Source organism: Rhodoferax sp. RT5P35, from assembly GCF_056521385.1.
Genome location: NZ_JBWMAX010000125.1, coordinates 1 through 1,432 on the forward strand (window position 1 = coordinate 1; position 1,432 = coordinate 1,432).

General features: G+C 65.8%; 1 protein-coding gene. It reads right to left on the bottom strand.

Annotation, left to right across the window (positions count from 1 at the left end):
• Position 1 precedes the first annotated feature (1 nt).
• Positions 2 to 1,432 (bottom strand): aldehyde dehydrogenase family protein (locus tag AC097L_RS24225; protein ID WP_479589275.1); only part of this gene is annotated, 1,431 nt, incomplete at its 5' end.

The window sequence follows — 1,432 nt, forward strand, 5'->3', positions numbered from 1 at the left end:
ATCAAACCCCGATATAGGCAGTCTTCACCGTAGTGAAGAACTCCTGCGCATAGCGGCCCTGCTCGCGCGAGCCATAGCTGCTGCCCTTGCGCCCACCAAACGGCACGTGGTAGTCCACACCCGCAGTGGGCAGGTTCACCATCACCATGCCCGCCTGGCTGTGGCGCTTGAAGTGCGTGGCGTACTTCAGGCTGGTGGTGGCAATGCCGGCCGACAGGCCAAACGGCGTGTTGTTCGACTCGGCCAGAGCGGCCTCGTAGTCTTTCACGCGGATGACGCTGGCCACCGGGCCGAAGACTTCCTCGCGGTTGATGCGCATGGCGGACGTGGTGTCCAACAGCAAAGCCGGGGCCATGTAGAAGCCCTCGGTGGTGCGCTCCAGACGCGCACCGCCTGCCACCAGTTGCGCGCCTTCGGCCTGGCCGATGGCCACATAGTCCAGATCCTGCTGCAGCTGCGACAGAGACGACACCGGGCCGATGTCGATACCGGCCTGCAGCGCGTCGCCCACCTTGAGGGTAGCCATGCGGGCCTGCACGGCTTGCACGAACTTGCCGTAGATGCCGTCGGTAACGATCAGGCGGCTGGACGCGGTGCAGCGCTGGCCGGTGCTGAAGAAGGCACTTTGCACGCTGAGCTCGACGGCCTGGGCCAGGTCGGCATCGTCCAGGATGACTTGCGGGTTCTTGCCGCCCATCTCCAGCTGGACCTTCTTCAGGTTGACGGCGCACTGCTGGGCGATGCGGCCACCCACGCCTTGCGAGCCGGTGAAGCTGATGCCGTGGATGCCGGGGTGGTTGACCAGCGGGTCACCGATGACCGAGCCACGGCCCATCACCAGGTTGAACACACCTGCGGGGATGCCGCTGCGGCTGATGATTTCGGCCAGCGCCCAGGCGCAACCGGGCACCAGATCGGCGGGCTTCAAGACCACGCAGTTGCCGTAGGCCAGGGCCGGGGCAATCTTCCACGCGGGGATGGCGATGGGGAAGTTCCAGGGGGTGATCAAACCGACCACGCCCAGCGGCTCGCGCGTGATTTCCACCGCCACGCCGGAGCGCACCGAGGGCACGATCTCACCCGTCAAACGCAGGCATTCCCCGGCGAAGAACTTGAAGATGTTGCCCGCACGGGTGGCTTCGCCAATGCCTTCGGCCTTGGTTTTGCCTTCTTCGCGGGCCAGCAGCGTGCCCAGCTCTTCGCGGCGGGCCAGGATTTCGGTGCCGATCTTGTCCAGCGCGTCGGCGCGGGCCTGCACGTTGCCGGTGGACCAGGCGGGGAAAGCGGCTTGGGCGGCTTGCACGGCGGCATCCAGCTGGGCCGCGTCGCCCTGGGTGTATTCGCCGATCACATCGCCCAGGTTGGACGGGTTGATGTTGGGGGCGTAGCTGGCACCCGCGATCCATTGGCCGTTGATGTAGTTGTCGTGTTT